18 protein-coding genes are annotated in these 24,765 nt (G+C 46.5%); 5 read left to right on the forward strand and 13 right to left on the reverse strand.

What is annotated here, in order from left to right; translation table 11 throughout:
* The first annotated feature begins 74 nt into the window (after nt 1-74).
* Nucleotides 75-1,523 carry a pyridoxal phosphate-dependent decarboxylase family protein gene (locus IE103_RS03455; RefSeq protein ID WP_189344581.1) on the forward strand — a complete coding sequence of 483 codons (1,449 nt, stop codon included), beginning with the start codon at nt 75-77 and terminating at the stop codon, nt 1,521-1,523.
* Nucleotides 1,524-1,589: 66 nt separating this feature from the next.
* Here the strand turns inward: IE103_RS03455 and IE103_RS03460 are convergent, their stop codons facing one another.
* From IE103_RS03460 to IE103_RS03495, 8 genes are all read right to left on the reverse strand, one after another.
* On the reverse strand, nt 1,590-1,982 hold the full coding sequence (locus IE103_RS03460; protein WP_189344582.1) for a RidA family protein: 393 nt from the start codon (nt 1,980-1,982) through the stop codon (nt 1,590-1,592).
* 39 nt (nt 1,983-2,021) lie between these two features.
* Nucleotides 2,022-2,441 carry an acyl-CoA thioesterase gene (locus tag IE103_RS03465; protein WP_189344583.1) on the reverse strand — a complete coding sequence of 140 codons (420 nt, stop codon included), beginning with the start codon at nt 2,439-2,441 and terminating at the stop codon, nt 2,022-2,024.
* Nucleotides 2,438-3,625: an acyl-CoA dehydrogenase family protein gene (locus tag IE103_RS03470; protein WP_189344584.1), complete on the reverse strand. Its 1,188-nt coding sequence runs from the start codon at nt 3,623-3,625 to the stop codon at nt 2,438-2,440. The genes IE103_RS03465 and IE103_RS03470 overlap by 4 nt, the downstream gene beginning before the upstream one ends.
* A 448-nt stretch (nt 3,626-4,073) precedes the next feature.
* Nucleotides 4,074-4,928, reverse strand: coding sequence for an enoyl-CoA hydratase family protein (locus tag IE103_RS03475; protein ID WP_189344585.1), 855 nt, complete (start codon nt 4,926-4,928; stop codon nt 4,074-4,076).
* Nucleotides 4,929-4,943: 15 nt separating this feature from the next.
* Nucleotides 4,944-5,465, reverse strand: a complete 522-nt coding sequence (locus IE103_RS03480; protein ID WP_189344586.1) for a MarR family winged helix-turn-helix transcriptional regulator — start codon at nt 5,463-5,465, stop codon at nt 4,944-4,946.
* A complete protein-coding gene (locus IE103_RS03485) occupies nt 5,465-6,250 on the reverse strand; it encodes an SDR family NAD(P)-dependent oxidoreductase (RefSeq protein ID WP_189344587.1) in 786 nt (261 codons plus the stop codon). Before IE103_RS03485 ends, IE103_RS03480 begins: the two co-directional genes overlap by 1 nt.
* A 1-nt stretch (nt 6,251) precedes the next feature.
* Nucleotides 6,252-8,645: a bifunctional salicylyl-CoA 5-hydroxylase/oxidoreductase gene (locus IE103_RS03490; protein ID WP_189344588.1), complete on the reverse strand. Its 2,394-nt coding sequence runs from the start codon at nt 8,643-8,645 to the stop codon at nt 6,252-6,254.
* 2 nt (nt 8,646-8,647) lie between these two features.
* Nucleotides 8,648-10,306: an AMP-binding protein gene (locus IE103_RS03495; protein ID WP_189344589.1), complete on the reverse strand. Its 1,659-nt coding sequence runs from the start codon at nt 10,304-10,306 to the stop codon at nt 8,648-8,650.
* A gap of 627 nt (nt 10,307-10,933) precedes the next feature.
* On the opposite strand from IE103_RS03495, the gene waaA reads away from it, so the two are divergent.
* The 4 genes from waaA to IE103_RS03520 all read left to right on the forward strand — a co-directional run bounded on the left by waaA (nt 10,934) and on the right by IE103_RS03520 (nt 17,625).
* A complete protein-coding gene (gene waaA, locus IE103_RS03500; RefSeq protein WP_189344590.1) occupies nt 10,934-12,208 on the forward strand; it encodes a lipid IV(A) 3-deoxy-D-manno-octulosonic acid transferase in 1,275 nt (424 codons plus the stop codon).
* Between the two features lie 104 nt (nt 12,209-12,312).
* Nucleotides 12,313-13,221: a DUF2785 domain-containing protein gene (locus IE103_RS03505; protein ID WP_189344591.1), complete on the forward strand. Its 909-nt coding sequence runs from the start codon at nt 12,313-12,315 to the stop codon at nt 13,219-13,221.
* Between the two features lie 97 nt (nt 13,222-13,318).
* Complete coding sequence (locus IE103_RS03510; protein ID WP_189344592.1) at nt 13,319-15,514, forward strand: S9 family peptidase; 2,196 nt, start codon at nt 13,319-13,321, stop codon at nt 15,512-15,514.
* A gap of 575 nt (nt 15,515-16,089) precedes the next feature.
* Nucleotides 16,090-17,625, forward strand: a complete 1,536-nt coding sequence (locus tag IE103_RS03520) for a class I SAM-dependent methyltransferase (protein ID WP_189344593.1) — start codon at nt 16,090-16,092, stop codon at nt 17,623-17,625.
* A gap of 259 nt (nt 17,626-17,884) precedes the next feature.
* On the opposite strand, the gene truB is transcribed toward IE103_RS03520, so the two are convergent.
* The 5 genes from truB to rimP all read right to left on the reverse strand — a co-directional run bounded on the left by truB (nt 17,885) and on the right by rimP (nt 24,591).
* A complete protein-coding gene (gene truB / locus IE103_RS03525) occupies nt 17,885-18,829 on the reverse strand; it encodes a tRNA pseudouridine(55) synthase TruB (protein ID WP_189344594.1) in 945 nt (314 codons plus the stop codon).
* A gap of 197 nt (nt 18,830-19,026) precedes the next feature.
* Nucleotides 19,027-19,425, reverse strand: a complete 399-nt coding sequence (rbfA, locus tag IE103_RS03530; RefSeq protein WP_189344595.1) for a 30S ribosome-binding factor RbfA — start codon at nt 19,423-19,425, stop codon at nt 19,027-19,029.
* A 169-nt stretch (nt 19,426-19,594) separates the two neighbouring features.
* The gene (gene infB / locus IE103_RS03535; RefSeq protein WP_189344596.1) at nt 19,595-22,462 is read right to left on the reverse strand and encodes a translation initiation factor IF-2; all 2,868 of its coding nucleotides are present in this window, start codon (nt 22,460-22,462) and stop codon (nt 19,595-19,597) included.
* A gap of 84 nt (nt 22,463-22,546) precedes the next feature.
* Nucleotides 22,547-24,106: a transcription termination factor NusA gene (nusA, locus tag IE103_RS03540; protein WP_189344597.1), complete on the reverse strand. Its 1,560-nt coding sequence runs from the start codon at nt 24,104-24,106 to the stop codon at nt 22,547-22,549.
* Entirely contained in the window at nt 24,103-24,591 is a 489-nt protein-coding gene (gene rimP / locus IE103_RS03545) for a ribosome maturation factor RimP (protein WP_189344598.1), read from the reverse strand. The genes nusA and rimP overlap by 4 nt, the downstream gene beginning before the upstream one ends.
* Nucleotides 24,592-24,765: the final 174 nt, after the last annotated feature.

Raw genomic sequence — 24,765 nt, forward strand, 5'->3', positions numbered from 1 at the left:
CGATGACCACTAATATAGCGAATATAGCGAATTTAAACTAAGCATCTTATCCAAGCTTTCCCGTGCATCTAACTATGAAAAACAGTCTCGACTATAGCCCGCAAGAACTGCAAGGCATCTTACAAAAAACCACCGATCTGGTGATGCAGCAATATGCCAATATCGATCGTCAAGACGGGTTTCATGATTATCCGCAAGCAGAAGTTGCGTCGTGGTTTGATGAGCCATTGCCAACCGAGGGTTGTGATGCGATTGCATTACTAGATTACGTCAAACAGCGTGTGCTCGATACGGCAACCGGCAATCTAGGGCCGAATATGTATGCCTATGTGATGGCGGGTGGCAATCAGATTTCTAGCATCGCTGATTTTCTAACATCAACGATTAATCAAAACGCGACCAAATGGCATCTTGGGCCTGCCATGACAGAAATAGAAAAACGCGTGATTAAATGGACTGCCGACATGATCAACTATACGCCAGAGGCAGGCGGGGTCATGGTCAGTGGCGGTTCGGCGGCAACCTTAACCGGATTGACAGTGGCACGCAACGTATTTTGTCGCAAGTTCAATGTGAATCAACAAGGCTTGTTTGGCATGAAGCCATTAACAGTCTATTGCAGCAGCGAGACTCACAGCAGCACCGACAAAAGTATTTCACTTTTAGGGATAGGCACCAAACAGTTACGCCGCATTGCAACCGACGAGCAATTCAAAATCGATCTACAACAATTACGCGAACAAATTGAAGCAGATCTTGCCGCTGGCTTTATGCCTTTTTGCATCGTTGGTAACGCAGGCACCGTCAACACTGGTGCGATTGATGATTTAGCCGCACTGGCAAATATCGCGAAGCAATTTGATATGTGGTTTCATATTGATGGTGCGTATGGTGGATTGGTCTCATCATTACCAGAACTAAAAGCAAAGTATGCGGGGATGGAATTAGCTGATTCGATTGCACTCGATTTCCACAAATGGTTGTATCAACCGTTTGAAATCGGTTGCACCTTGGTACGCAATTGGGAAGTCTTAAGAGAATCCTATTTTAAACAAGCGGATTATTTAGACACCGCGTTAGAGAGCAAAACCGACCGACTCGAATTTAACGAACATTACTTTCAGCTCTCACGCAGCGCTAAAGCATTTAAAGTGTGGATGTCGTTGAAAGCCTATGGATTTAAGCAAATTCAGGCAATGATGAAAAAAGACTTGGAGCTCACCCGTTACTTAGAAAAGAAAATTGCATCTGCGCCTGACTTTGAATTAATGTCGCAAAGTGATTTGGCGATTGCATGTTTCCGCTACACAGGTGAGCAACTCAGCGCCGAACAGGTGGTCAATATCAATCAAGCTTTAATTCCAGCTTTAGAAAAAGATGGTCGCGTTTTCATCACTGGCACACGCTTGCGCGGAGAATTTGTGCTGCGAGCCTGTATTATTAATCATCGAAAAACTACCGATTCCATCGACTACCTGCTAGACGTCATCCGTGATGTTGCGCAAAAAATATCGATGGAATAAATAGACGCAGCACATAAGCAGAATCAGAAGCAAAAACTGAAGCACAGACCACAATACGGCTGCGCTTTAGTCTGGCACTATCGCCGTGACTTCGATTTCTACACGCGCTCTATCTTCTATCAGTCCCGCCACTTGCACCGCTGCCATCGCGGGAAAGTGCTTTCCAATTACCTCGCGATAAGCAGCACCGATTTCTTTATACGCAGCGACATATTCTTTTTTATCAATCACATACCAGGTCATACGCACGATATGTTCAGGCTTGGCGCCACCTTCTGCCAACACCTCAACAATATTCTTTAATGCTTGGCGTGTTTGCCCAGCGATATCGTCACAATGAAATTGCTCCTGTCCATCCCAGCCTATCATGCCGCCGACGCAAATGGTTCGACCTTTAGCCGCAACGCCATTCGAATAACCTCGAGGTCGAACCCAGCCAGGGGGTTGTAAAAAGTCCATCGTCTTTCCTTTCAAAATAAATTCTTTGCACTGGCAGGCTTACGTCGCTAAATAATTCTGCATTTGTTCACGTAAGGCGATGGGTAATGCAATCGCTTTGCGCTCTTGCACCTGCGCCATCACCAGTACCAGCCGAGCTGTGAGTCGTAGATCTTGTTCTTGCCCCAGCATACGGATTTCTACCGTGGATGATGCGCGTCCTAGTTTGATGACGCGTAACTCAGCGATCAATTCATCCCCCATCACGCTGGTTTTCACAAAATCGGTTTCTATATGCACGGTCGGCAATCCTATGCCTTGCACCATATGCATTTCATGAAAACTCATACCCAGACCCTGCGCACACCAGTCTTCGACTACGCCATTGATCAATTCAAAATAGCGAGGATAAAACACAATGCCGGCCGGATCGCAATGCGCGAATCGTATGCTGATCGGCGTGCGAAACACTAAGCTCATAGCTTGGCATCCTTGTAGTCTTTCAGCATTTCACGGGCGATAATTAATTGCTGCACTTCGGTCGCGCCTTCGTAAATCCGAAGTGCGCGAATTTCGCGATACAGTCTTTCCACGGGTACTTCGCTCATCACACCCATGCCGCCGAACATTTGTACTGCGGCGTCAATCACTTGTTGCGCACCTTCGGTCGCGACCATTTTTGCCATCGCTGCTTCTTTAGTGACGCGCTGTCCTTGATCGCGTTGCCAAGCAGCGCGATACACCAACAATGCCGCGCTATCAATCGTGGTTGCCATCTGTGCCAACTTGGCTTGTGTCAATTGAAAATCCGCCAGCGTTTGTCCAAACATTGGACGACTGGTTGCACGCGCCATCGCTTCGTCCAAAGCACGGCGCGCAAAGCCTAAAGCAGCAGCGGCAACCGAGGTACGGAACACATCAAGCGTCGCCATCGCGACTTTAAATCCTTGCCCACCCTCGCCTATACGCTGACTGACGGGGATACGGCATTGATTGAATTTCAAACGCGCTAAAGGATGCGGCGCGATTACATCAATACGCTCCGCAATTTCAAATCCATCGATGTTCGCATCAACGATAAATGCTGAGATACCACGTGCGCCAGCCGCTTCGCCTGTGCGGGCAAACACTACATAAAAATCGGCGATGCCACCGTTCGATATCCAAGTTTTTTCACCTTCAAGCACGTAATAATCGCCTTGCGCTTCGTGTACCAAAGTAGCACTACAGTGCATCGCGGCGACATCCGAACCCGCGGTAGGTTCGGACAAAGCAAAGGCGGAGATTAATTTGCCTTGTCCGACTTTTTCTAGATAGTGCGTTTTTTGTTGCTCGCTTCCAAACAAACTAATTGCGCCCGTTCCCAATCCCTGCATCGCAAACGCGAAATCGGCTAAGCCAGAATAGCGTGCTAAGGTTTCACGCAAGATGCAAATCGCTCGAGTATCAATCGCGTCTTGATTTGCTCCGTAGGCTTTGCCACCAATTGCATGTTTCAGCCAACCAGCGTCACCTAGTTGTTTGACTAAATCGCGACAGGCTTGATCGACATCATTCCCGTGGGTTTGATGCAAATTCTGGCTCGCCCAGTTGTCTAATTTTGTTTGTAATTGGCGGTGTTCTTCGTTGAAGAAAGGCCAGCTTAGGTATGCAATGTCTGACATTTGTGTCCTGTTATTTTTAAAAGAGAAAAATGATTTAGCATCATTACCCCATCATTTACTCTTTAATTCTATTTCAAGCGATGAAACTCCCTTCTCCCGCAAGCGGGAGAAGGGCCGGAGATGAGGGTGCTTCAGCGAGTCGCAAAGTTCATTTAATTCCAACAATCCATTTTTCGATTCTGAATGCACAATTCACAAATCTGAATTACCCTCACCCCACCCCTCTCCCGCTTGCGGGAGAGGGAGCTTAGAAACTGTCCCAAAGGTCGCTCTGTCGCGCTCCACATTCAGGCGGCGCGGGTTGCACCCGTCCTACATCTTAAGTTCATCATCAACCTACGCAGAGAAATTCAATTCCGGGAATGCAGTACAAGGCGCAAACCGCAGCAATACGTTGGTATTGCAAGGATTTGCAACGCCGTAATGCGTCCTGCAATTGGATTTATCTTTAATTACCCTCAAACTTTGGCTTCTCTTTTTTCACAAACGCATGATAAGCCCTATGAAAATCATTGGTCATCATACAAATCGCTTGCGCCTTGGTTTCTGCATCGATGGCTTGATCAACACTCATATCCCATTCTTCATGCAACATTTTTTTTGTCATCGCATGCGCAAAAGTGGGGCCGCTAGCGAGATTACTGGCGTAGGTTTGCGCGGCGCTAATCACTTGATCTGGCTCAGCTAATTGATTAAAAAAACCCCAACGCTCGCCCTCTTCGCCAGACATGCTACGTCCGCTGTATAACAAATCAGAAGCGCGGCCTTGCCCAATAATTCGAGGCAAGATTGCACAGGCGCCCATATCACAACCAGCCAATCCAACACGGGTGAATAAGAACGCTGTTTTGCTGCGACTGGTAGCAATTCGAATATCCGATGCCATCGCAATGATTGCGCCTGCACCTGCGCAAATCCCGTCAACAGCGGCAATAATCGGTTGAGGACAAGCGCGCATGGCTTTCACTAAATCACCCGTCATTTGGGTGAAGCGGAGTAAGCCGGGCATGTCGAGTTGAGTGAGTGGCCCAATGATTTCATGTACATCGCCACCCGAACAAAAATTCTCACCTGCACCTGTGATCACAATCGCTTTGATATCGTCGGCATAGCACATCGCACGAAACAGATCGCGCAATTCTGCATAAGAATCAAAGGTCAGAGGATTCTTGCGCTCGGGTCGATTGAGCATAATCGTCGCGACTTTATCTTTGACCTGATAGGCAAAATGCGTGGCTTGATAATTCGCTAGTGATAAATGATTGCCAGGTAGATCACTGGTTTTTCCTGTTAGGTAATTCATAGTAATTTTGTTCTCTCATTCATGCTCATTGTGTTTGCTAGCGCTAAAGTTTGCACTCAAGTCTGATTTCACGCTCGATAGCAAACCAATCATTTGGCTTTTTTGCTCCGCATCTAATCCAGAAAATAGCTCAGCAACCCAACTTTCGTGCACGCTGGCCATGGTCTTAAAGGCCTTGCGTCCAGCTGGCGTGAGTTTCACGCTGTAAGCGCGACGATCTTGTTTATCCGTGACACGCATCACCAAGCCTTCTTGCTCCAACTGATCAGTAATGCCCGTGATGTTACCGCCCGTAACCATCATACGTTTGGATAACTCGCCCATACGTAATCCCTCAGGATGGCGTTCAAGTTGTGCCATCAAATCGAAACGCGGTAAGGTAATATCAAATTCGGCACGCAAGCGATTGCGAATTTCATTTTCTATCATGACGGTGGTCGATAACATGCGCAGCCATAATTTTAAAGATTGATGATGATCTTGGGTTAAACGGGTTTCTAGATCGATCGTGTCGTTTGCGATTTCGTGCTGACGCATCACATCACCTCACCACCAGCGATTGCAATCGATTGACCATTTTGTGATGCACTCGCTGGCGAACACAGCCACAATACGGCGTCGGCAACTTCTTCGGGTTGAATCAAGCGTTGCTGTGGATTGGCAGCTGAGAGTTCGGCGCGCGCTTGTTCTTCGCTGCGTCCGGTCTTTGTCATGATATTAGTAATTGCGTCACGCACGATATCCGTTTCGGTATAGCCCGGACACACCGCGTTTACCGTCACACCTTTTTGTGCCACTTCTAAAGCGAGGGATTTGGTTAAGCCAATCACCCCATGTTTTGCGGCGGCATACGCGGCGACATAAGCGTAGCCTTTCAGTCCCGCGGTACTCGCTACATTCACGATGCGCCCCCAAGATTGCGCCAACATCGCGGGCAAGACTTGTTGCGTACACAAAAAAGTGCCCGTCAAATTGACAGCTAACATTTGCTGCCACTGCGCTTCGCTGGTTTTTAAAAATGCAGCGGAGCTGGCTTGTCCCGCATTATTGATCAGGATATCGACGGTGCAGAAGTGTTCGACTGCCTGCGAAAATCCAGCAGTGACCGAAGCGCTATCGCTAACGTCCATCACGATAGCTTGAATCAAACCAGCATCATTTAACTGCTGTTGTGCTGTGTGTAGATTTGCTTCTGTACGTCCGGTGATCGTTACTTTCACGCCTTGCGCTAAGAGTGCCTGCGCAATTGCAAAACCAATACCGGTCGCGCCACCAGTGACGACGGCATGTTTCCCAACTAATGCAGGATGAAAAAAGTTCATATCAGCCTTCCAATAATTTTGCTGCAATTTCTTGTGGGCTCATGCCACGACTTGCCACTGCCACTTGCCGCTCACGTTCGAGATTGCGCTCTAATTGCAATTTGCCGGCGATGTATTGTTGCGGCCAACTAATGTCGCTAAAACCTAGCTTGGCTGCTTCGTGCAAAGTCCACGCAGGATCAGCTAAATGCGGTCTAGCAATCGCACACAAATCAGCGCGACCTGCGGCGATAATGCTATTCACATGATCAGCTTCAAAAATCGCGCCAACGGCAATTGTCGGGATTTGTACTTCATTGCGGATACGATCTGAGAACGGTGTTTGAAACATGCGGCCATACACTGGCTTTTCTTGTTTACTGACTTGGCCTGAAGAACAATCGATCATGTCGGCACCCGCTTGTTTGAACAACTTAGCGATTGCGACAGCATCATCCGGCGTAATGCCACCCTCCACCCAATCGTGGGCGGAAATACGCACGGACATCGGCTTATGCGCTGGCCAAACGACGCGCATAGCTGCAAATACTTCTAATGGATATCGACAGCGATTTTCCAAACTGCCGCCGTATTCATCACTGCGCTGATTCGTTAATGGAGAAATGAAACTCGATAAAAAATAGCCATGCGCACAATGCAATTCCAACCAATCAAAACCTGCTTGATTAGCGGCGATTGTTGACGCGACGAATTCATTCAACACCTGCCTCATTTGCTCCTTTGTCGCAGCTTTGGCGACTTGCGACACACCTAGCAAATATTGTTGATCAGACGCTGAAATCAAAGGCCAATTGCCTTCATCTAAAGGACGATCGATGACATCCCAAGCGCGTTTGGTGGAGCCCTTCGCACCTGCATGACCAAGTTGCACGGCGATCTTGGCATCACTATTGGCATGTACAAAGTCAACGATGCGTTTCCATGCCTGCGTATGTTCTGGTACATATAATCCAGGGCATGCGGGAGTAATTCTGCCTTCTGCCGATATGCAAGTCATCTCGGCAAACACCAATCCAGCACCACCCATCGCGCGGCTGCCGAGATGCACTAGGTGGTAATCGCCAGCGACGCCATCAACAGCGGAATACTGTGCCATCGGTGATACCACAATGCGATTTTTCAACACCACATCGCGCACTTTATAGGGCGTGAACATCGGTGGAATCGTCTGCTTTGTTCTGGGCATTTCAATACCAGCTTTAGCGAAGGCTTGCTCGGCAATCCAGGATTCAAAACTACGCACATAATTCGCATCGCGCAGGCGTAAATTCTCGTGTGATAAACGCTGACTGCGCGTCAACATCGAGTAAGCAAATTGCGGGGCTTGCATCGCGGTGTAGCGTTGTACGTTTTCGAACCACTCCATCGAGTTACGCGCTGCACTTTGTATCTTCAACACTTCTATTGCACGTAAGTCTTGATACGCATCCATCACCGCTTGCATGCCCTTGTCGCCATGTTGCGCAAAACAGTTGGCGAGCTCTATCGCGTCTTCCAGTGCCAGCTTGGTTCCCGATCCAATAGAAAAATGCGCGGTATGTGCCGCGTCACCCATCAAGACCACAGGAACGTCTTTGCCATTGATCTGATTCTGATGCACCCAACGCTGACAAATAATGCGCGGGAATTTAATCCAACTCGCTGAGCCTCGCAGATGACTGGCATTGCTCATCAAGGCATTGCCATCCAAATATTTAGCGAATAGCTTTTCACAAAATGCGATCGCTTGCGCCTGATCCATTTGATCGAGTCCGGCTTTCAACCACACCTCTTCCGGTGTCTCAACGATGAAGGTCGCAGTATCGCCATCGTATTGATACGCATGCGCCTGAAACCAGCCATGTTCCGTTTCTTCAAATGCAAAGGTGAAGGCGGAGAATAATTTTTTGGTACCTAGCCAAACAAAGCGACATTTGCGCGTATCAATATCGGGTTGATAGGTCGATTCATAGCGTGTGCGAATGCGACTATTCAAACCATCGCTGGCAATCACCAGATCAGCATCATAGGTTCGCGCTAATGCCTGATCATCTTGTACGTCTGTTTCAAAGACCAATTCCACACCTAGCTGTTCGCAGCGCTCTTGCAGAATATTCAGTAAGCGTTTGCGACCTATGCCGCAAAAACCATGTCCGCCCGATGTGACGACCTGCCCTTTGAAATGCACATCTATGTCATCCCAATGATTAAAGGCTTGCAATATGGTCCTGGCAGTGGGTTCATCTGCTTTCACCAAATTACCCAAAGTCTGATCCGAAAACACCACGCCCCAGCCGAAAGTATCGTAAGGGCGATTGCGTTCGACCACTACAATACGATGTGCGGGATTTTGCTTTTTCATCAGCAAAGCAAAGTACAAACCAGCGGGACCACCGCCTATGCAAAGTATGTTCATGATTATTTTGGCGTATTCGTTTTTAATTTGAAGCGCTGCACTTTACCGGTCTCAGTACGCGGCAAAGCGTCTTTGAATTCTATGCAGCGGGGATATTTGTAAGGTGCGACATTGGCTTTCACAAATTGCTGAATCTCGCTGACCAAAGCCTCACTCGCCAAAGGATCACTTACCTTACTCGCATCACGTAAGACCACAAAGGCTTTAACGATTTGCCCGCGCTCTTCATCAGGCAATCCCACCACCGCGCATTCGGCGACCGCGGGGTGTTTCAAAATGATTTCCTCGACTTCAGGACCAGCGACGTTGTAACCCGCGGTGATGATCATGTCGTCGGTACGCGCGCGATAATGGAAATAGCCTTCGGCATCAATTTCATAAGCGTCACCAGTCAGGTTCCAGCCATTCAAGACATAATTTTTTTGTCGTTCGTCAGCCAAGTAACGACAACCGGTCGGCCCCTTGACCGCCAGTCTGCCTGTCACACCTACGGGCGCTGGATTTCCCTGTTCATCCAGCACACAAGCTTGATAACCAGGCACAGCTTTTCCGGTAGCACCAGAGCGCGCATGCTCGCCCGCTGCCGAAATAAAGATATGTAACATCTCGGTAGCACCGATGCCGTCTATCATGATGAGCCCCGTCGCTGCTTGCCAAGCTTCACGCGTGGCGGCTGGCAAAGTCTCTCCCGCTGACACCGTTTTTTGCAGCGTCTTTAAAAAGAAATTCGGTACCATCGGTAGCATCTGTCGATAGAAAGTCGGTGCGGTAAAACAAACTGTCGCTTGATATTCGTCGATAGATTTGAGCAAGGTTTCTGGCGTGAGTTTTTCTAACAACACCGCTGTCGCGCCAATCCGCAATGGGAATAACAATAAGCCGCCCAGACCAAAAGTGAATGCTAATGGTGGCGTACCAATGAAGGTATCGCTAGGCTGTGATTGCAAGATCGAACGAGGAAAGCAATCACAAATCGCCAACACATCGCGATGAAAATGCATGGTGCCTTTCGGCATCCCTGTTGTGCCTGAGGTAAAGCTAATCAGACAAACGTCTTCAGCATGCGTATCGACGGCAGTAAAGCTCGTTGGTTTAGACTGCATTAATTGTTCGACAGAACCCACTTCCTCAGAATTAAAGTATTTAATATGCTGCAAGACCGGACTTAATTTCTGCGCTGCATCTAATTCTTCATGCAAGGCAGAGGAGCACAAAGCGGCAGAAATTTGCGCTTTATCGATAATCACACTCAACTCTTTCGCGCGCAACAAAGGCATGGTCGGCACTGCCACACAACCAACTTTCCACACCGCCAAAATACAAGCTGCCATCATGGGATTATTCGCACCACGCAATAACACGCGATTGCCAGGAACCAGACGCATCTCATCCACGATGACGTGGGCAATTTGATTCACTTTGGCGCACAGCTCGGCGTAAGTCCATACCTCGTTAGCGCTAGCACTGGAACTTCGAATCGCAACTTTATCGGCAAAGCCTTGTGCAACAATTTCTTCTAAAAAAGCATTCGCGCAATTAAGGCGTTCTGGATACTGCAATTCAGGTAGGTCGAATATAAGTTCCGGCCACTGCTCTGGCGGAGGCAGATGCTGAAAAGCAAAGGTATCGACATGCGCAGATTGAAAGAAGTGCTTGGACATCAGTCGGTCTCCATACGGTAGTTCGCGCATTTCTCTCTTTTTATGCTGTTCTTAGGAAGATCGCAGAGACAATGCATCGCTGAATAATTACTTTAAACCTAAACTATTTAAAGGTAAAGTAAAATGACCGAGTTCCACTTTTTATGCAGCCCATCACGTCATCGAGTCAAGCAAGCTAACCTGACCTTAGTCTAGGTTTTAATCAAGCTATAAGGAAGAGTCGTCCGCCAATAAAATACTTACCGCATTCCCACCGAAGCCAACCGAATTGACCAAGATTTGACATATTCTTGTTGGCTTCTTCACGGCAACTTACTTAGTTTCCTTAGGCTCGATAAAGACGTTAATAAAATAATCGAATCAAGCTACAGACCGAAGCTGTGAAGATTAACAGCAAGCCCATCAGAGCAGAGTTAATTCCTCTAAAGCGGCTATCAATTTCTTAGTCGCTATCAATTTTTAAACTATTTAGTGATTTGATATAAGATTAATTTATCAAACCTAGCCTTAGAAGATCACAATTTTCAGAAATTAGCAGGCAACATACTTGGAGTTTTCAGGTATATTCAGCACCTACTTAACTAATCATTCAGCAGACGCATAAAAAGCGCTGCATTTCCTGCCTTAATGCGATTTTTATACTCCCTTGCCTGGTCTCTTGCGCTTCCCTTCGTGATTCTGCGTTTATGGCTACGCGGCAAACAAGAACCCGGCTACCGCCAACATATCAGCGAGCGTCTTGGTTGGTATCAAGCGATCGATACACAAAAATTTATTTGGGTTCACGCAGTTTCTGCTGGCGAAACGCGTGCTGCCGAACCAATTATTCGAGCACTATTACAAGCCTATCCGCAGCATCATATTTTGCTGACCCACATGACACCAATTGGTCGCAGCACAGGCCAAAGTTTGTTTGCCAACGTCGCTGATCGTGTCACGCAAACTTTTATTCCTTACGATATCAATTGGATGATACGGCGATTTCTTCGTCACTTTAAGCCGACAATTTGTGTATTGATAGAGACCGAAGTCTGGCCCAATTTAATCGCGCAGTGCAAGGCGGCAAGTATCCCTGTCACTTTGGTGAATGCGCGTTTATCGGATCGATCACTAAAAAAAGCACTGCGCTTATCTCGCTTAATCTTGCCTGCCGCGCAAGCAATCGATTATGTTGCCGCGCAGTCTGGACCCGACGCGGAACGCTTACGTGCTTTGGGTGTGCGTGAGTTATGTGTCACTGGCAATATGAAATTTGATGTCACGCCACCACCATTAATGGCAGAACGCGGTGCGAAATTACGTGCTTATTTTGGACAGCGACCTGTTTTCATTTGTGCCAGCACACGCGAAGGCGAAGAAGCTTTGATTGTCGATGCATTTATGCGTCTGCAACTGCCACGCGCTTTGTTAATCATTACACCTCGCCACCCACAACGCTTTGAACAAGTTGCCGCACTATTGAGTCAGCATCAATTGCGTCTCGTGCGCCGCTCTACGCTCGATTTAAACCAAGAAGAATTACCTATTCCACCTGACACCCAAGTGTTTTTGGGCGATAGTATGGGAGAGATGTATATGTATTACGCGGCCAGCGATCTGGCGTTCGTCGGTGGAAGCTTGGTGCCACTAGGAGGCCATAATTTGATTGAGGCTTTTGCCATGAGCCGCCCTGTCATCACCGGACCGCATACATTTAATTTTTCTGAAATTACGGAACAAGCAATCAATGCTGATTGCGCACAACGTGCGAGCGATGCGGATAACGTGATGCAAAGGGCGCAAGCTTTGCTTGACGACAGCGTCAAACGTCAAGCGATGGGCACGCAAGCCCACGCATTTTTCTTACAACATCAAGGGGCAACGGATCGAACCATGCGAGCTATTGAAAAATTCATCACTTAGTCTGGCGTGAATTTATCGATCAGATGCGAATGTCGACTACGAATGTCGACTATGAATATCGGCAATTGCACATGCGGCATCAATTTATACTGAGGAGAAAGAAAATGCGAATGGTCTATCAAATTATCACCAAAAAATTTCTGCTTTGCCTCGCCTTCTTACTTAGCGCCAATAGCTTCGCTGCATGCCCGCCCAATGGCATGTCTCTCAACACATTAGAACATCTAAAAGCCGCAAAATGGCAAATCGTCGAAGCGACTCAACGCCAACAAACTGCCTTAGCACTACTCGCTTGCCTCAGCGATCCTAATCCACGGCTTCGTGATGAAATTGCGTTTGAAGCCTTGTCGTTTTGGATGCGCAACGAACTTCTCACGCTTGAAACGGTGCATCAAATTCGCGAACAGCTGCTCATACGCCTAGTTGATAAAAGCATCGTTGACGAGCATGGTTTTGCTAAACCTTTCGCTGCCTTGACTCTTGCCGAAGTGGCGCGAATTGATCGACGTAAAGCGTTTATGTCTGAGGCCCAACGACAAGAAATGGTTGAGATCGCCGCCTTGTATCTCAGCCAAATTACTGATTTTCGTGGCTTTGATGAGAAAAGTGGCTGGCGTCATGGTGTCGCGCATGCAGCCGACTGGATGATGCAACTTTCGTTGAATCCAGCACTCAATAAAACGCAACATGAAACGATGCTCGCCGCACTCGCACAGCAAATTCGCAACGAGCAACACTTTTATCAATACGGCGAAGCAGAACGCTTAATGACGCCGGTATTTTATTTGGCGCTACGCTCCACACTCAGCAACAGCGAATGGGATGCGTGGTTTACTAGTCTGTTGGAAACCAAGCTAGATTTAAAAAACACTAGCCAAGCAAGCCTTGCGCGCAAGCACAATCTGACTGCTTTTCTGTCCGCTTTGTATATAAATCTGCAGGAAAGTAAGCAAGCGGCCTTACAAGAAAAAATGCTTCCCATCGTCATTCGTTCTATGAAAAAATTGAACTAAGTCAGCTAAATTCAGTCTTAAAACGTCGACTTGTTGACCATTAAAATATTATTTTGTTTTATCCAACTATCAAGAAAAATCATTTGGAGGATCATCCATGAAACGCACTATTCCCTTGAGCGCGATTGCGCTGTCCATCGCAGCAAGCTTCGCTGCCAATGGCGCAGCATATGCAGGTGACGGCAAGCTCACATTAGAAATGTTGTATCACCCTGAACAACGCGTCAATTTTAATGCTGCACCACTTACTCGCTTATCTTGGGATAATCAAAATCGTTTGATCGAATCCAAAGTAAATAAAGGCGTTGCTGAATTATTCGTGGTTAACCCAAGCACTTGGGAAAAAACCGCCTTACCTGCGGACGGCAATGTACTGAGCATTTTGAAAGCGGCAAAGATTGATGAAAAAGAAGTCAATAAATTAGCCGATCAACTGAGTGCCAGAATTAAACCAGAAACCAAGAGCTACATTTTTACGCACAAGAATGACATCTGGCTGCTAGACCTGAATGCAAGCAAGGCACGTGCGCTGACCAACACACCAGATGTCAAAGAAGACGAAGCCTTATTGTCACCGGATGCAAAAACGGTTGCCTACTTAAAAGGCAATGACATGTACGCAACCGATGTCGCAACAGCCAAAGAGACACGATTAACAACGGGCGGTAGCGAAACCGTTTTTAATGGTCGTTTGGATTGGGTATATCAAGAAGAAGTCTACGGCCGCGGTGATTTCCGCGCATTCCGCTGGGCTCCTGACTCCAAAAAATTAGCATTTTTGAGTTTTGATGAAACCAAAGTACCGGTCTACACTTTGAGTGGCGATCATGCGCAACCAGTCAAAACTGATCGTACTCGCTATCCAAAAGCGGGCGACTTTAATCCTATCGCCAAACTTGGTGTGGTTGATTTAAAAGGTAAAATCAGTTGGACACAAGACCCCTATCCAGGCAAAGAAACGCTGATCGTCCAAGTCGATTGGACTCCTGATGGTAAGTTGATGGCGGCATGGCAAGATCGCGTGCAGACTTGGTTAGACTTACGTATTTATGACACCAAACTCAATAGCAAAGTCGTCGTTAAAGAAACGAGTCCAGCTTGGACAGAACGCCTACCACTGCCACACTTTTTAAAAGATGGTAGTTTCATCTGGCAATCGGATCGCACAGGTCATCGCCACTTATATCACTACGACAAAAACTTCCAATTAGTGAAAGCCTTAACCCAAGGCGATTGGGACGTACGTGCCGTACATGGCGTTGATGAAGCAAAATCACGTGTCTTGTTTGCCGCAAACGAACGCAATCCAATTGGCAATGATGCCTACAGCGTCAATCTCGATGGCAGCAATTTCAAGCGTCTGACCGAAGAAAAAGGTTCGCACATGGTGCGTTGGAATAAGACCTTTACCCACTTCGTCGATAGCTGGAGCAGCATGGCACAAACGCCCAAGCAAGCCTTATTCACTGACGCAGGGGTGCTGGTAAAACTCGTTGACGATGCAGGTGTTCCAGCCAAAATCAAAGACTTACAATTGGCAACAGTGAAGCATCAGCAAATCAAATCCCGCAATGGCTTCATGATGGAGAGCTTACTGTTCTTGCCGCCAAACTTTGATGCTAGCAAAAAGTATCCGGTTTATCAGCACTTGTATGCTGGCCCAATGGCACCACAAGTACGCGATCAATGGAGTGCAAACTTGTACTATCACTTCTTAGCACAACAAGGCTATGTGGTATGGGTCATGGATAATCAAAGCGCCAGCAATAAAGGCGTATCCAGTGCTTGGCCTATTCATAAGAAGCTCGGTCAATTGGAGTTACAAGATCAATTAGATGGCTTGGAATGGTTACGCCAACAAGGCTTTGCCGACATGGATAGAATCGCCCTCAATGGCTGGAGCTATGGCGGCTACTTCACCTCTTATGCGATGACACACAGCAAGGCATGGAAAGTCGGCTTCGTCGGTGCGCCAGTAACCGATTGGCGTTTATATGACAGTATTTATACCGAGCGCTACATGGGACTGCCACAAGAAAATGGAGAAGGCTACGATAAAGGCTCTGCATTAAAAGCAGCAAAAGACCTCAGCGGCAAAATCATGATCATGCACGGAACGATGGACGACAATGTTCACCCACAAAACACGGTCATGCTAATCGATGCACTTGCTAAAGCGAATAAAGACTACAGCTTACAATTGTATCCAGGCCAAGGTCATGGCGTAGCAGATCCATGGCAAAACTGGTCTATGCAAAAAGCAAAATGGAAATTCTTGCAGGATAATTTGTAAGCACTTCTTGGTCTGACTCAAGCCGAGTTTTCGTCAAAGTTTAGACCTTAAACATTTGTAAAAAAAGCGACTGCAATCAAATGCAGTCGCTTTTTTACTTTTAGATTTGATGTTCGCTACTAAATCAGTAAGTGCGGATGTGGATAGCGACCGAAGCGATCAATGATTACTTTATGCCGTAACTCAAACTGATAATTTCCTGGCGGCGCATGATCGCGATACAGTTGCTCAGCTCAAACGTGAATCAGTTTCGACTCACTATGCATAAAACTAAATAGAGGGAACAACAGTATTTCGAGTCGATGCATTGTCTGCACTTTAGACCACCGTGAGCAAAGCTTTTTCCGAAATTTCAGCTAATAAATCGACAATTGCTAGCCTAAATTTACGCAGCGTTGCTATGCATGTACCCAATTTGATATCGAATCTAACTCGATCAGAATTTACGCTAATGATCACGCGGTTTTGGTAGAATCTTTTAATTAGATTGTTTGCATCTCTGATCGACGACAGTGGCAACACTACGAAATTGAGGCACAAACTGCCAATCCCTCTTCATAGAAAGACATGTTGCGATGACATCTTGGAGCGACGGTTACGTCACCGACGTAGGTTATACGACAGGATATTACAAAGAACTCGCTCCTCACAGGCTAGGACTTGGTTTTCTGTCCCTTGGACTGATACCTCCACAAGTACAAACAGCGTGTGAATTGGGTTTCGGTCAGGGTGTATCGCTGGCTATCCATGCAGCTACTAGCAGCGCACAATGGTGGGGGACAGATTTCAACCCTGAACAAGTTGCATTTGCTCAAGATTTAATCACCAATTCGGGCACAAATGCGCATGTCTACAATGATGCTTTCGAAGATTTTGTTCATCGACGCGACCTTCCAAATTTCGATTTTATTGCTTTGCATGGCATCTGGAGTTGGGTCTCAGATGCCAACCGCAAACACATCGTCCGTTTCATCGATCAGCATTTAAACGTAGGTGGCGTAGTTTACGCGAGCTACAACACCTTGCCTGGCTGGGCCAGTATGCTGACCGTTCGTGAGCTAATGCAAACACACGCTCGACGCGAAGGAATCGCTAGCGAATCTATCCAACACCGCATTGAAAACGCTGTTAATTTTGCCACCAAAATATTCGACCAGTCAGAACGGTGGAACAAAGCAAACCCTGGTACGGTTGAACGCTTACAGCGCGTTGCTAAATCTCAATCGGCCTACTTAGCTCATGAGTATTTCAATCGAGATTGGCAACCCATGCACTTCGGTCAGATTCACGAGTTAATGGAATCTGCACGTCTGAGTTATGCAGGTTCGGCGCATTACGTAGACCACTGCGATATGATCAATTTCACCCCAGAACAACTGGGTCAGTTGGCTAGTTGCAGCGACACCGTGTTAAACCAAACGCTACGCGATATTTTTACTAACCAAGGATTTCGACGCGACTATTGGATCAAAGGAAAGCGTAAAGCGACACCATTGGCAACTCAAGATTGGTGGCGCGCACAAAACGTGCTGCTTACAGCGAACACAAATGCACTACCAAGTACGATAGATGGCGCGCTAGGCGCATCATCTCTGGTTGATACGGTCTACCAACCCCTATTTGAAGCCTTAAGTGGCTTTACAATTCGAAACGTTGGGAAGTTAGAAACGGAGTTAGCTACAAAAGGTATTGCAGCAGGTCAATTACGCCAAGCAATTCTCTTGCTCGCTGCGAGCCAGACGATCATTCATGTACAGCCCGAACAAGTGATTGCCCAGGTTACGCCGAAGACCCAAAGACTTAATGCATATTTTCAACACTTAGCCCGAGACAGTAACAATATTAGCTATGCTGCAAGCCCAGTCAGCGGTCAAGGGGTAGAAGTACCTCGAATGCAACAATTGTTTCTGGGGGCACGCGCCAGTGGTCGTAGCACTCCTACTGATTGGGCCTTATATGCGTGGGAGGTAATGAACGCCCAACATCAACGTCTGACTAAAGATGGTAGAACCTTGGAAACCCCATCCGATATGATCGCCGAATTGACATTGCGAGCTAATGACTTTGCCAACAACGATTTACCTATTTTATGCGCATTAGGAATTGCCTAAACAAAGAGACGACACACTATTCATGTAGGATCTCACGCGATAATAAAATAACTTTAAAACGATAAGCTATCAACCACACATAATAGATGATATGAACTGCTTCACGATGATGTAAGAACTGGTGAGTTTACAAGAAAAAAGTTCAGCACCCTTCACCAGACTGTGAACAATTCACGTGCGCAAGATGCCCTGCTCTAACCACAGAGCCGAATCACTCTCACATTGCGTCCGTATTGAATCCAGCTTGGGGCAAGCTTAATTAATGCGCGGTAGAAATCAAACGCTCAGGTGCTAACACGGAAAATTCCTGTAGCTGTGCCGAACCTAGCAATTGCCGCGATGAACTTTCATTGTCGATACGGTAAACCCGAACACGGCCTAGTTGTGAGGGATGCGTCATTCCTTCTTTCGCCAATGAGATACGCTGACCTTGCAAAAAACGGCGGGATAATTCTTCGTTTAAGACAACTTCAGGAAAACTCGAAAGCAAAGCATCCACTGGCGCCAACAAGGAATTACGTTGCTCCTCACTCATAGCGATCAATTGATCCAAAGTGACTGTATTTTCCAAGCGAAGATGACCAACTTGAGTACGGCGTAATGCATTTAAATGCGCACCACAGCCTAGCGCTTTACCAATATCTTCACCTAGTACACGAATATAAGTACCTTTACTGCAGCAAACGTTCAATGTCAGAAATGGCGCTTCATACTTCACAAATTCAAGTTGATGAATCGTAACAGGACGTGCCTCACGCTCCAACGTGACACCTTCGCGTGCATATTCGTAAAGTGGTTTACCGTCGCGCTTGAGGGCCGAATACATAGGTGGAACTTGCAAGATATCGCCTTTGAATTGTTCCAAGACAGCTCGAATTTGCGCTTCTGTTACATTCACTTCACAAGTTTGAACGAGCTCACCTTCGGTATCACCAGTATTGCTTATCACGCCAAGATGTACCACAGTTTGATAGGTTTTATCGGCATCTAATAAGTCTGCGGAAAACTTGGTAGCCTCACCAAAACACAGCGGCAATAAACCAGTTGCAAACGGATCTAAGGTGCCTGTATGACCTGCTTTAACCGCATTGAGCAATCGCTTTGCCTTGATTAAAGCATCATTACTCGACCAACCCACAGGTTTATCCAAAAGCAGTACACCATTGATATTCAAACGTGTTTTTTTCTTGATGACTTGATTCATTACGCAGATCGCCAACTATAAATTTCAAAACAAAGATACGAAAGAGATAAACGTGGCGAACTAGAACAATCTCGCCCATTTGCAATGGAATCGCGATGACGAACAGAAACCAACCACAGTCGCGTATTCGAAGCAAACGACTGATCTCTACCTATGCAAATTTCTTGCTTATTGTGGTTCTGCTTTCTTAAGATTGATCAGTCTTCGCTGTCGTTTTTATCTTCTGGCACATGCGTTGCATTTGCCTCATCGATCAGTTTCGACATCGCGATACCACGCATGGTTGATGTGTCATGGATGAAGTGTAATTGTGGAAGTGTGTGGATGCGCAACTTCAATCCCAACTGGTTACGCAAAAATCCCGCAGCTTTATTCAAGCCGTCAAAAGTATTTTTAATCGCAGTTGGATCATCTGCCAAGGTTGTGAAATAGACTTTCGCATGCGCGTAATCTGGCGTTAATTGAACTTCCGTCAGTGTGATCATGCCGACGCGAGGATCTTTGAGTTCTGCCCAGATAATTTCAGATAAATCTCGTTGGATTTGATCCGCAACGCGCAAACCGCGAGCTGGGATGGATTTACTATTTTTTGCCATAATATAAAAACAATACCTAATTCAAAACAACACTATGAAGCGCGAAGGCGCAGAGCACACAAAGAATAAAAACTAACTTTGCGTTCTCTGCGCCTCCGCGGTTCAATATTGTTTATTTTCTTTATTTCAAAAATCAAAGAGGAAGCTTTCGCTTCCTCTTTTTGCTTTTTTACAGCGTCCGCGCAATTTCTTGAATTTCGAAGATTTCTAAGAAATCTCCAACCTGAATATCGTTATAGGCTTTGAGCGACAAACCGCACTCCATACCCGCACGAACTTCTTTAGCGTCATCTTTATAACGCTTCAAAGAATCCAACTCACCAGTCCATGTTACGACATTGTTGCGCAACAAACGAACGGATGACGTACGTTTAACCATACCTTCAGTAACCAAGCAACCTGCGATTGAGCCGACTTTGCTGACTGAGAATACTTGACGAATTTCAACCATACCGATGATGGTTTCACGCTTCTCAGGCGCCAACATACCAGACAAGGCAGATTTAATTTCATCAACCGCATCGTAAATAATGTTGTAGTAACGAATATCCACGCCGTTTGATTCAGCTAACTTACGTGCGGAGGCATCTGCACGCGTGTTAAAGCCGATAATGACTGCTTTCGAAGCGACTGCCAAGTTGACGTCGGATTCAGAGATACCGCCAACCGCAGCGTGAACGACTTGTACACGTACTTCGTTGTTGGACAGTTTGACCAAAGATTGAACCAAAGCTTCTTGTGAACCTTGAACGTCGGTTTTGACGATAATCGGCAAGTTTTTGAGCTCACCTTCGCCCATGTTTTCAAACATGTTCTCGAGTTTCGCAGCTTGCTGTTTCGCCAATTTAACATCGCGGTATTTACCTTGACGGAACAAGGCGATTTCACGTGCTTTACGTTCATCAACCATGACCATCACTTCTTCACCGGCGGTTGGTACTTCGGTCAAGCCTTGAATTTCTACCGGGATTGATGGACCTGCTTCATTGATGTTCTTACCGTTTTCATCCAACATCGCACGTACACGACCATAAGATGAACCAGCCAATACAACGTCGCCACGCTTCAAAGTACCTGATTGAACCAAGATCGTCGCAACAGTACCACGACCTTTATCCAAACGAGATTCAACTACTAAACCTTTTGCTGGCGCATCAATTGGTGCACGCAACTCCAAAATTTCTGCTTGTAACAATACTTGTTCCAACAAATCATCAATGCCTTGACCTGTTTTAGCCGACACTGGCACAAATGGAGAGTCACCACCGTACTCTTCTGGCACTACACTTTCTGCGACCAATTCTTGCGTCACACGATCAGCATTCGCTGCTGGTTTATCAATCTTATTGATCGCAACGACCAAAGGAACACCCGCTGCTTTTGCATGGGCAATCGCTTCTTTGGTTTGCGGCATCACGCCATCGTCAGCGGCAACTACCAGAATGACGATATCTGTTGCTTTCGCACCGCGTGCACGCATTGCAGTAAACGCTTCGTGACCTGGTGTATCAAGGAAAGTGATCATGCCGCGTGGCGTTTCGACGTGGTAAGCACCAATGTGCTGCGTAATACCACCAGCCTCACCAGAGGCAACTTTAGCGCGACGAATATAGTCGAGCAAAGATGTTTTACCGTGATCAACGTGACCCATCACTGTGACAACTGGCGCACGTGGTGAAGACTCATATTCAGCATGTTCAGCAACGTCCGTCAACATCGCTTCAGGATCATCAATCTTTGCAGCAAATGCTTTATGTCCCATTTCTTCAACCAGAATCATTGCTGTTTCTTGATCGAGAACTTGGTTAATCGTGCACATTTGACCGAGTTTCATCAAATGCTTAATCACTTCAGACGCTTTTACAGACATCTTATGAGCCAACTCTGCAACTGTCAGTGTTTCTGGCACGTAGACATCTTTTACCACTGCCTCAACTGGCACTTGGAAATTCGATTCGCGTTCTTCATGGTGTTGGTTACGACGACCTTTAGGGCCGCTCTTCCAACCTTCGCGACCAACTGGTGCCGCTCCACGAGTTTTTAAACCACCGCTACGTTTTTTCGCAGCATCTTCTTGCCAAGTAGAAGAAACGTTTGCTGACTTGATTGATTTCTTATCTGCACTTGGTGCTGCAGCTGTTGCAGGCTTAGCTTCTTTCTTGTCGCCTGCCGGTTTCTTATCGCCCGCTTTTTTATCTGCAGGTTTATGCAAAGTACCTTCTGCAACTTTAGATGGTGCGGCAGCTGGTGCTTCTACCGGTTTCGGTTTGCGCGCGGCCAACATCATTTCTTTAATTTGTGCAACTTCGTCAGCTACTTTTTTACGTGCACTTTCAGCGCTTGCAGCACGTGCAGCGGCTTCTTTTGCAGCTTCTTTTGCTTCAGCCGCGGCTTTTTTCTTCGCTTCTTCTGCTGCTACGCGCTTCGCTTCTTCATCCGCAGCTGATACTTCGGCAACTACAGTTTTACTTGCTTTTGCACGTTTTTCTTCAGCTTGCTTCGCTTTTTCTGCTTCTGCTTTTGCCTTAGCTGCGGCTTCTGCTTCACGTGCAGCTTTCGCTTCTGCTTCTTTTTCTGCTTCCAACTTAGCTAGCTGTGCTTGTTTCTCGAGTAATTCAGCCTCGCGACGCGCTGCTAATTCAGCTTCGGCTTTCGCCTCTGCTTCACGACGTGCAATTTCTGCTGGATCGACCGCTGGAGTTGTTGATTTCAGATTCTCTTCAGGAGAACTTTCATCACGTTTTACAAAAGTACGTTTCTTGCGTACTTCCACTTGCACAGTACGTGTTTTACCCGTTGCATCAGCTTGCTTGATCTCGGTTGTTTCTTTACGAGTCAAAGTGATTTTTTTCTTTTCGGCATCAGGAGCCACGCCGTGTGAACGACGTAAATGTTCCAACAACTTGTCTTTATCTTCTTTAGACAAGATATCGGACGCAGACGCTTTTGTAACGCCTGCGGCATTCAATTGCGTGAGCAGTAAATCCGCTGACATTTTCAGCTCGGTGGCAAATTGAGCTACATTATTACTCGCCATTCAGTCCTCTTTCCTTGTTTTGTGCTGCGATTTAACATTCAATTGAGTTAAATCTACGCTTCAATATGGGTTATTCACTCGTGATTATTTTGCTTCAACGAGTTTCCATGCTTTTTCCAATACGGCTTTTGCATGTTCATCATATTTAGCGTCGATGAGTTTCATCTCATCATCAGTCACATCTTCAAATGCATTATCAATTAATTGGCGCGCACGGTCGGTAGACAGAGCCAAAATCGCACCAAATTCATCGTAAGCTAAGCCACCGAAAGCAGCGAGGGTCTTAATACCAGCCAAGCCCAATTTACCTGCTGTTGCACGGCTCATACCTTCCAGATTAATCAATGCGTCTTCCACACCTTCAACACCTTCTTCAGAAGCAATCGCTTCTGTCACAAGCGCATCACGTGCACGATTACGCAGTTCATTCACTGTATCTTCATCTAAGGCATCAATTTCCAGCATTTCGCTAATTGGTACATAAGCGATTTCTTCTAAGCTGGAGAAGCCTTCGTCTACCAGAATATCTGCCACTTCTTGATCAACATCGAGCTTTTCCATAAACAATTTACGGATGCCCGCAGTTTCTTGTTCTGCTTTATCAGCGGATTGCTCCGCGGTCATAATATTAATTTGCCAGCCAGTTAATTCGGCTGCTAAACGTACGTTTTGACCACTACGGCCGATCGCGATCGCCAGATTTTCATCATCAACCACAACGTCCATTGCATGCTTTTCTTCATCAACCATGATCGAAGAAACGTTCGCTGGAGCCAATGCACCAATCACAAATTGTGCTGGATCTTCAGACCACAAGACGATATCAACACGCTCACCACCGAGTTCACCGGTGACTGCTTGTACACGAGAACCGCGCATACCAACACAAGTGCCGATAGGATCAATACGTTTATCGTCAGTGTGAACCGCGATCTTAGCGCGTACGCCCGGATCACGCGCAGCAGATTTAATGACCAAAGAACCTTGTTCAATTTCTGGCACTTCGAGTTCAAATAATTTCATGATGAACTCTGGCGCCGTACGAGACAAGATAACTTGTGGGCCGCGCGCATTGCGATCGATACGCAAAATATAAGCACGAACACGATCACCAACGCGCAAGTTTTCTTTTGGAATCATTTGATCGCGTGGCAGACGTGCCTCAATGCGACCAGATTCCACCACGGCTTCGCCACGTTCCATACGTTTAATGGTACCCATAACGAGGGAATCACCACGCTCCAAGAACTCAGCCAAAATTTGTTCACGTTCTGCGTCACGAATACGTTGCAAAACGATTTGTTTGGTATCTTGCGCAAAACGACGACCGAGCTCAACAGACTCTACTGGCTCTTCGATGTACTCATCCACTTCGATATCGGCATATTGCTCAACCGCTTCAAAGTGCAAAATTTCCTGGTCAGGCAATTGCAAACCAGCTTCGTCAGCCACTACATGCCAACGACGGAATGTGCGGTATTCACCAGTATTGCGATCGATTTCAACGCGAATATCAACTTCGCCGTCATAACGTTTTTTGGTAGCCGTTGCCAAAGCATGTTCCAATGCGCCAAAAACGATATCTTCATCCACGTTTTTTTCACGCGCCAGCACATCAACCAATAATAAAACTTCGCGACTCATGCTTTGCGACTCCTAAAATCCACTTGCGGCACTAAACGTGCCTTATCTAAATCAGCGAGCGTAAACTCAAGCATCGCTGCGCCATCTTTTGTTTCAAATTCGAGCTTCAGAGTTTCCCCTTCTGGCTCGTGCAATATACCCTCGAAGCTTTTACGATTTGCCATGCCTGGCATAGGCAAGCGCAATTTCACATTGGCTTTTTCACCAGCAAAACGAACGAAATCAGCAAACTTTTTCAAAGGGCGATCTAACCCCGGAGAAGAAATTTCCAAGCGTTCGTAATTCACTTCTTCTACAGTCAATACGTGGGACAATTGATGACTGACTTTCGCACAATCTTCAACCGTAATGTGACCTTTTTCCTCAACATCTTCTGGCAAAAGGTCAATATACACACGAAACAAACCACGCTCTGCTCGCTCAAAATCGACCAGATCATAGCCTGTCCCATTGACAGTCTTCTCAATTAATTCCAACAATTGCAAGACAATTCTCCGATAAACACAGATTTCACTCTTGCAGCAAATCAAGCAATCATCAAATCACTTCCATTTGCACTCAAAAACGATTCGCCAAAAAAAAATGGGCACCAGCCCATCTTTTTAGCGCCTCAAATAAATCTTTAAAATAATTAAAAATCAACTTAAGGAAAAATCTGC

The organism is Affinundibacterium macrobrachii, from assembly GCF_014652415.1.
In the GTDB taxonomy this organism is placed as follows: Bacteria; Pseudomonadota; Gammaproteobacteria; order Burkholderiales; family Burkholderiaceae_D; genus Undibacterium; species Undibacterium macrobrachii.